Source organism: Nonomuraea sp. K271 (assembly GCF_009908215.1).
GTDB lineage: Bacteria > Actinomycetota > Actinomycetes > Streptosporangiales > Streptosporangiaceae > Nonomuraea > Nonomuraea longispora.
Genome location: NZ_JAAAHR010000055.1, coordinates 42,794 through 48,793, shown reverse-complemented (window position 1 = coordinate 48,793; position 6,000 = coordinate 42,794). Strand labels below are relative to the sequence as shown.

6 protein-coding genes are annotated in these 6,000 nt (G+C 70.6%); 1 reads left to right on the top strand and 5 read right to left on the bottom strand.

Going from position 1 to position 6,000, the window contains the following annotated elements; genetic code table 11:
• The 4 genes from GUY59_RS20460 to GUY59_RS20445 all read right to left on the bottom strand — a co-directional run.
• The coding region (locus GUY59_RS20460; RefSeq protein ID WP_330849186.1) for a glycoside hydrolase family 36 N-terminal domain-containing protein at nucleotides 1–823 on the bottom strand (823 nt) is incomplete at its 3' end.
• 51 nt (nucleotides 824–874) lie between these two features.
• Nucleotides 875–1,726 (bottom strand): carbohydrate ABC transporter permease, encoded by an 852-nt coding sequence (locus GUY59_RS20455; RefSeq protein ID WP_138208508.1) that lies wholly within the window; start codon nucleotides 1,724–1,726, stop codon nucleotides 875–877.
• Entirely contained in the window at nucleotides 1,723–2,637 is a 915-nt protein-coding gene (locus GUY59_RS20450; protein ID WP_138208509.1) for a carbohydrate ABC transporter permease, read from the bottom strand. The genes GUY59_RS20455 and GUY59_RS20450 overlap by 4 nt, the downstream gene beginning before the upstream one ends.
• A complete protein-coding gene (locus GUY59_RS20445) occupies nucleotides 2,634–3,944 on the bottom strand; it encodes an ABC transporter substrate-binding protein (RefSeq protein WP_138208510.1) in 1,311 nt (436 codons plus the stop codon). Before GUY59_RS20445 ends, GUY59_RS20450 begins: the two co-directional genes overlap by 4 nt.
• Before the next feature lie 203 nt (nucleotides 3,945–4,147).
• Here GUY59_RS20445 and GUY59_RS20440 point away from each other — a divergent pair, with 203 nt between their 5' ends.
• Nucleotides 4,148–5,296, top strand: a complete 1,149-nt coding sequence (locus GUY59_RS20440; RefSeq protein ID WP_138208511.1) for an ROK family transcriptional regulator — start codon at nucleotides 4,148–4,150, stop codon at nucleotides 5,294–5,296.
• Here the strand turns inward: GUY59_RS20440 and GUY59_RS20435 are convergent.
• Complete coding sequence (locus tag GUY59_RS20435) at nucleotides 5,293–5,976, bottom strand: TetR/AcrR family transcriptional regulator (protein WP_138208512.1); 684 nt, start codon at nucleotides 5,974–5,976, stop codon at nucleotides 5,293–5,295. The two genes, GUY59_RS20440 and GUY59_RS20435, sit on opposite strands and share 4 nt — an antisense overlap.
• Nucleotides 5,977–6,000: the final 24 nt, after the last annotated feature.

Genomic DNA, 6,000 nt, shown 5'->3' with positions numbered 1-6,000 from the left:
GGGCCGCCTCGTCGAGGCCGCGGCCGTAGGTGGCGTGGACCCAGGGGCTCGCGTACGTCTCGCCGGTGGCCAGGATGACCTCGCCGGGCAGCAGCAGTTCGCCGCCGCCGAGCATCGTCCGGCCGGTCGCGGTGCGCTCGGCGTAGTAGCGGTGGTTGCCGCTGAAGCCGACGTGCAGGCCCCACGCCTCGCCGCGCTGGAACCCGGTCCCCTCGGTGGTGGCGAGCAGCACGGTGGCCGCGTCGGCGCCGGTGCGGCCACGGCGGTTCTCGCGCAGGTGGGTGCCGACGGTCAGCGGCCGCCGCTGCGGGACCCGTTCCTTGGACCACCGTCCCGCCTGGTCGAGCAGCTCGGTGGGGTTGCCCGGCACGGGCAGGACGAGGTTGAGCGCGTCCAGCGTGTACGGCAGCGCGTGGCGGTTGCGCAGCTCCGCCCGCGCGCGCAGCAGCCCGGAAGCGCCCAGTTCGACGGTGAGCATGAGGTCGAGCCGGGCGCGCTCGTCCGTGGCGGTGGCGGTGACGCCCCGTCCCTCCCGCTCGTACGTGACGACGGTGAAGGCGGGGGACCAGTTCTCTCCCTGGTGGTGACCGGACAGACCGGGCATGCCCACCCATCCGGTACGCCCCTCGGGAACCAGCGCCGTGCGTACGGGTGCCTCCACGGTCTGGTCGGCCCGTGGCCGCAGCTCGGCCGCCAGCCGCCCGAGGGCGTCGGCGCCGAGCACACCCAGGTCCGGCCCCCAGTACAGGATCGCGGGCAGGGCGTCGGGCGGACATTCCAGGACGACGGACACGCCGGCGGCGTGGAAGTGATGGAGGTGCATGAACGGCTTTCTGCTAGGCGGCATGGCGGTCGAATGCGGGTGCGGCAGCGCTCATCCCTTGAGCCCTCCGCTGAGCAGGTCCAGCCGCCAGAACCGCTGCAGGAACAACATCAGCGCGACGAGCGGGATCACCGACACGGCGGCGCCCACGATGGCGATGCCGTAGAGGGCGGGCTCGGAGGAGCCCTTGGCGAGCAGGGTGTACAGGCCCACGGTGATCGGGAACTTCCCCTGGTCCGACAGCATGATGAACGGCAGCAGAAAGTTGTTCCAGATGCCCACGAACTGCAGCATGAAGATCGTCACCATGCCGGGCAGCATCATGGGCAGCCCGATGGAGCCGAAGATGCGGTATTCGCCGGCCCCGTCGATCCTGGCGGCCTCCAGGGTGGCGTCCGGCACCGACGACATGGCGTACACGCGGGCCAGGTAGATGCCGAAGGGCGAGATGAGGCTCGGCAGCAGGACCGACCAGTAGGAGCCCACCAGGTTGGTCTCCGACATGATCAGATATTGCGGGATCGCCAGGGTCATGCCGGGCACGAGCACTCCGGCAAGGATCGCGTAGAAGAGCACGCTCCGGCCGCGGAAGTCGTACTTCGCCATGCCGTATCCGGCCAGCGTGGAGATCAGGGTGGAGGCGGCGGCGCCGACGCCCGCGTACAGCGCGCTGTTGGCCGCCCAGCGCAGATACTGGCCGTCGCCGAAGGCGAACAGGTCGCGCAGGTTGTCCAGCAGCCCCGTCCCCGGCGCGAAGGTGAACGTGGAGAACAGCTCGGCGCTCGACTTGGTCGAGGCCACGATCACCCAGACGACCGGCACCAGGCAGTAGAAGGCGCCGACGAGCAGCACGACCGTGGGCAGAAGCCTGGCCCGCTGGTGCGGGAGCGCGGCGGCCTTCACTGCATGCCCCCGAACGCCCGCTTCTGGGCGACCTTGAGAAGCACGACCGACACCACGAGCGTGCCCACGGCCAGGATGACGGAGGCGGCCGACGCCAGCGGCAGGTCGTCGCGGACGAAGGCGTCACGGTAGATCTGCATCAGCGGCACCCACGACTGGGAGATCTCGGTGGTCATCGGGCTGAGCGTGGTCGGCTCGCCGTACACCTGAAGGGTGCCGATCAGCGCGAACAGGCCGGTGAGCACGAGCGCGGGCGCCACCAGCGGGATCTTGACCCGCCAGGCGATCTGCCACTCGGAAGCGCCGTCGATGCGGGCGGCGTCGTACAGTTCGGCGGGGATGCCGCGCAGCGACGTGAAGATAATGATCATGTTGAAGCCGACGCCGCCCCACACCGCGATGTTGGCCAGCGACGGGTAGATGGCGCCCGCGCCGAGGAACGGGATCTCGCCGAGCCCCAGCTCCCGGGTGACGAAGCTGAAGGGACTGGTCGAGGGCAGGTACATGAAGCCCCACAGCAGGGAGGCGGTCACGCCGGGGACGGCGTACGGCAGGAAGATCGCCGTACGCGAGAAGCGGCGGCCGCGCGAGCCCGCGTAGTCGAGCAGCAGCGCGAAAAGCAGCGCCAGCGCGAGCGTCAGCGGCACGCTGATCAGCCCGTAGAGGGCGAGCCTGCCGAAGCCGGCGAAGAACTCCGGGTCGGTCAGCGTCCTGGCGTAGTTGCCGAGCCCGACGAAGACCTCCTCGCGCGTGCCGAAGATGCCCTTGCCGGTCAGCCGCAGGCCGCGGGCGCTGAGGTAGAGCGCGTAGCCGATGGGGACGGCCAGGAAGGCCACGAACAGCAGGACGGCGGGCGCGACGAACACGTACGGCGCCCGCGTCCTGCGGCGGGCGCCGGTACCGGCGGTCATGAGCCGGCGACCTTGAATCCCGTGGACTTCATGTCGTCGACCACGGCCTGCTGCGTCTTCTTCAGCGCGTCGGCCAGCGGTGTCCTGTCGCGGACGGCGGCGGACGCGGCGTCCCTGAACACGCTCTCGGCGGTGCTGACGTTCGGCCCCCAGCCGATGTGAGGGATCGTGCTCCGGGCGGCCTTGGCGGCGACCTGCCAGTAGTCCTTCTGCCCGGCCACCAGCTTCGGCGGCTGGCTGCCGGCGGTCGCCTCCTGCCCGGCCAGCGACGCCGGATATTCACCCTCGGCGATCTGGAGGTCGTAGGCGGTCTTGTCGGTGTTCATCCACTTGGCGAACGTGGCCGCGGCCTCGACGTGCTTGGAGTCCTTGGTGACGGTGATGGCGCTGCCGCCCTGGAAGGCCACCCGGTCGTCGCCTTCCTTCCACTGCGGCAGCGGGGCGATGGCCCAGTCGCCGGCCTGTCCCTCCGCGATGCCGTACAACACGCCCGGGGCCCACAGGGCGCTCGGCCAGCTGAGGATCTCGCCCTTGTTGAGCTTGTTGTTCCATTCGGGGGTGAGCAGCGGCTCGGCCGTGACGAGGTCCTTGTCGATGAGGTCCTGCCAGAAGGCGGCCACCTCCAGGGAGGGCGCGTCGGCGATGCCGACCGTCCAGGTCGTGTCCTGAACCTTCCACCAGGACGCGCCGGCCTGCTGGGCGAGCCCGGCGAAGTTGCCGAACTCGGCGGGGGCGAAGGTGGCGAGGTGGGCCTCGGGGTCCTTCTTGCGTACGTCGGCGGCCACCTTCGCGAAGTCCTGCCACGTGGCGGGCGGCTCGATCTTCAGCTCGTCGAAGCGTTTCCTGTTGTAGACGAACACCATCGGCCCGACGTCCTGCGGGATGCCGTAGACGGCGCCGTCGAAGCTGGTGAGCGTCCACACCTCCGGGCTGAACGCCTCTTTGACGTCGCCGGTGTGGGGGGCGATGTCGGCGAGCGCGCCGGCCACGATCATCGCGGGCAGCGTCTGGTATTCCAGGCACGCGGTGTCGGGGGCGTTGCCCGCCCGGCTCGCCGTGACCAGCTTGGTCGCGGTGTCGGTGCCGCCGCCGACGTCGGTGAACCGCACCTGAATGTCCGGATGGGCCTTGTTGAAGGCCTCGACCTTCTCCTTCTGGCCCGCGCTCCAGCACCAGTGTTGCAGCGTGACGGGGCCGGTCTCGGCCGCCTGCGTCCCGGCGCTCTCGTTCGTGCCCGACGAGCATGCGGCCAGGAGTACGGCCGTGCCGAGCACCGCGATCGAGCCGGAGACCCTTCTGAAACCCATGCACGCCTCCTTCTGGGCGAAGCAAAGATAGCTTCGCAACAAAGCCAACCTAGAGAACAAATGAGGCGCATGTCACTACTTGTGCACGGATTTCGGCGCGGCCATGTGCGCAGATCATCACACACCGGTCATGTTAGCTTTGTCGCGAAGTCAATGAACGGAGGCTGGCGTTGATGGGTGTTGCGCCCCGAAGATGGTTCGACATGTGGGACGCCCTGCCCGACGCCGCCCGCTCCATCGTCAAGGAGCTCATCATCCACGGCCCGCAGTCCAGGACCGCGCTGGCCAAGACCCTGCACCTGTCGACCGGCAGCCTGACCCGGCTCACCAGGCCCCTGGTCGACGCCGGCCTCCTCGTCGAGGACGACGTGGTGCACGACCCGGTCAACGGCCGGCCGACCCGCCCCCTCGACGTCGCCGCGGGCGAACACCGTTTCCTCGGGATCAAACTCACCGCCGACCGGATCCACGCCGTCATCACGGACCTGCGCGCCGGCGTCGTCGCGGCCCGCGACGAGCCGATCGCCGACCACTCCCCCGACGCCGTCTGCCGCCAGGCCAGACGGCTGCTGGACGAACTGACCGGCGGGACGGGCGTGACGCCGACCGTCGCGGCCGGCGTCACGATCGGCGGGGATGCCCGCAGCTCCGCGCCCGTCGGGGACGAACGGCTCATCGACGCGCCTTTCCTCGGCTGGCGGCAGGTGGCGCTCGAACCGCTGATGGAGCAGGCGCTCGGCATCCCGTGCGTGGTCAAGAACGACGTTGCCGCGCTGGCGCACCAGCACCACTGGTTCGGGGCCGGACGCGGCCTGCGCGACTTCGCGCTGCTCACGATCGGCGCGGGCATCGGGTATGCCCTCATCGTGCACGACCACCTGGTGGCGGCGGCCGAGGCCGACCTCGGCATGTTCGCCCACCTCGTGCTGGACCCCGGCGGGCCCATGTGCGCGGAAGGTCACCGCGGATGCGCCTCGGCGTACCTGTCGAGCGACTCGATCGAGCTCGCCGCGGGGCTGGGGCTGCGGCGGGCGGTGACGTACGAGGACGTCATGCGGGAGGCCGCGGCCGGCGACCAGGTGTGCCTGGGCGTGGTGCGCGAGGCCGCACAAGCCCTCGGCAGGCTCATCGCGCACATCACGACGATCTCCTTGGTGAAGACGGTGATCCTGGCGGGCGAAGGCGTCGAGCTGGCGCGCGTCGGCAAGGACGGCCTCGACGCGGCGCTCACCGCGAACCGCCGCGGCGTGCCAGGCTCGGCCGATGTGGTGATCGAGGCGGACGACTTCCGCGAATGGGCGCGCGGCGGGGCCGTGGTGGCCATCCAGAGCTTCGTGACCGGCAGCGACTAGGGAGCCCCCTGCGGGCGGAGCGCGTCGATGACGAGGTCGAGCAGCCGGCCCGTCTGCTCCCACCTGTCGCTCGCGGCCGTGGACAGGAAAACCCCGAGGAGCATCGCGGTGACGTCATCGGCATCGACGTCCGCGCGGAGCGTGCCCGCCTGAGCGCCACCGGCGAGGATCGTTCCGATCGCGGCGGTGATGCGCTCCCTGGTCGTCGGCGTCGCGATCCGCCCGGAGGCCCAGCCGGCGCGCAGCGTGTCGACCATCCCGCGTTTCGTGGCGACGAACGCCGCGTAGCGGTTCATCCACTCACGGAGTGCGACCTCGGGCGTGAACTCGTCGAGCAGGGTCGCGGCGCTCGCGGTGACGTCGTCGAGCTCGGCGGAGTAGACGGCCTCGACGAGCGCCTCGCGGGTGGGGAAGTGGCGATAGAGCGTGCCGATGCCGACGCCGGCGTCCCGGGCGATGCCTTCGAGCGACACGGTGTCCTCGGCGGCTGCGAAGGCGGCCCGCGCGACGGCGAGCAACTTCTCGCGGTTGCGCCGGGCATGGGCGCGAACAGGCCTGTCGGGGCGGCCGGCGGGGTCAGCGCGGTCGACGGGGTTGCGGCGGTCGGCGCATTCGGCGGGGTCGGGGCGGTCGGGCTGGTTCGTTCGCGCCGCGGACGGCGTGGATTCGGGAGAAGTCAAAGCGGAGGCACCTCCGATAGTGCT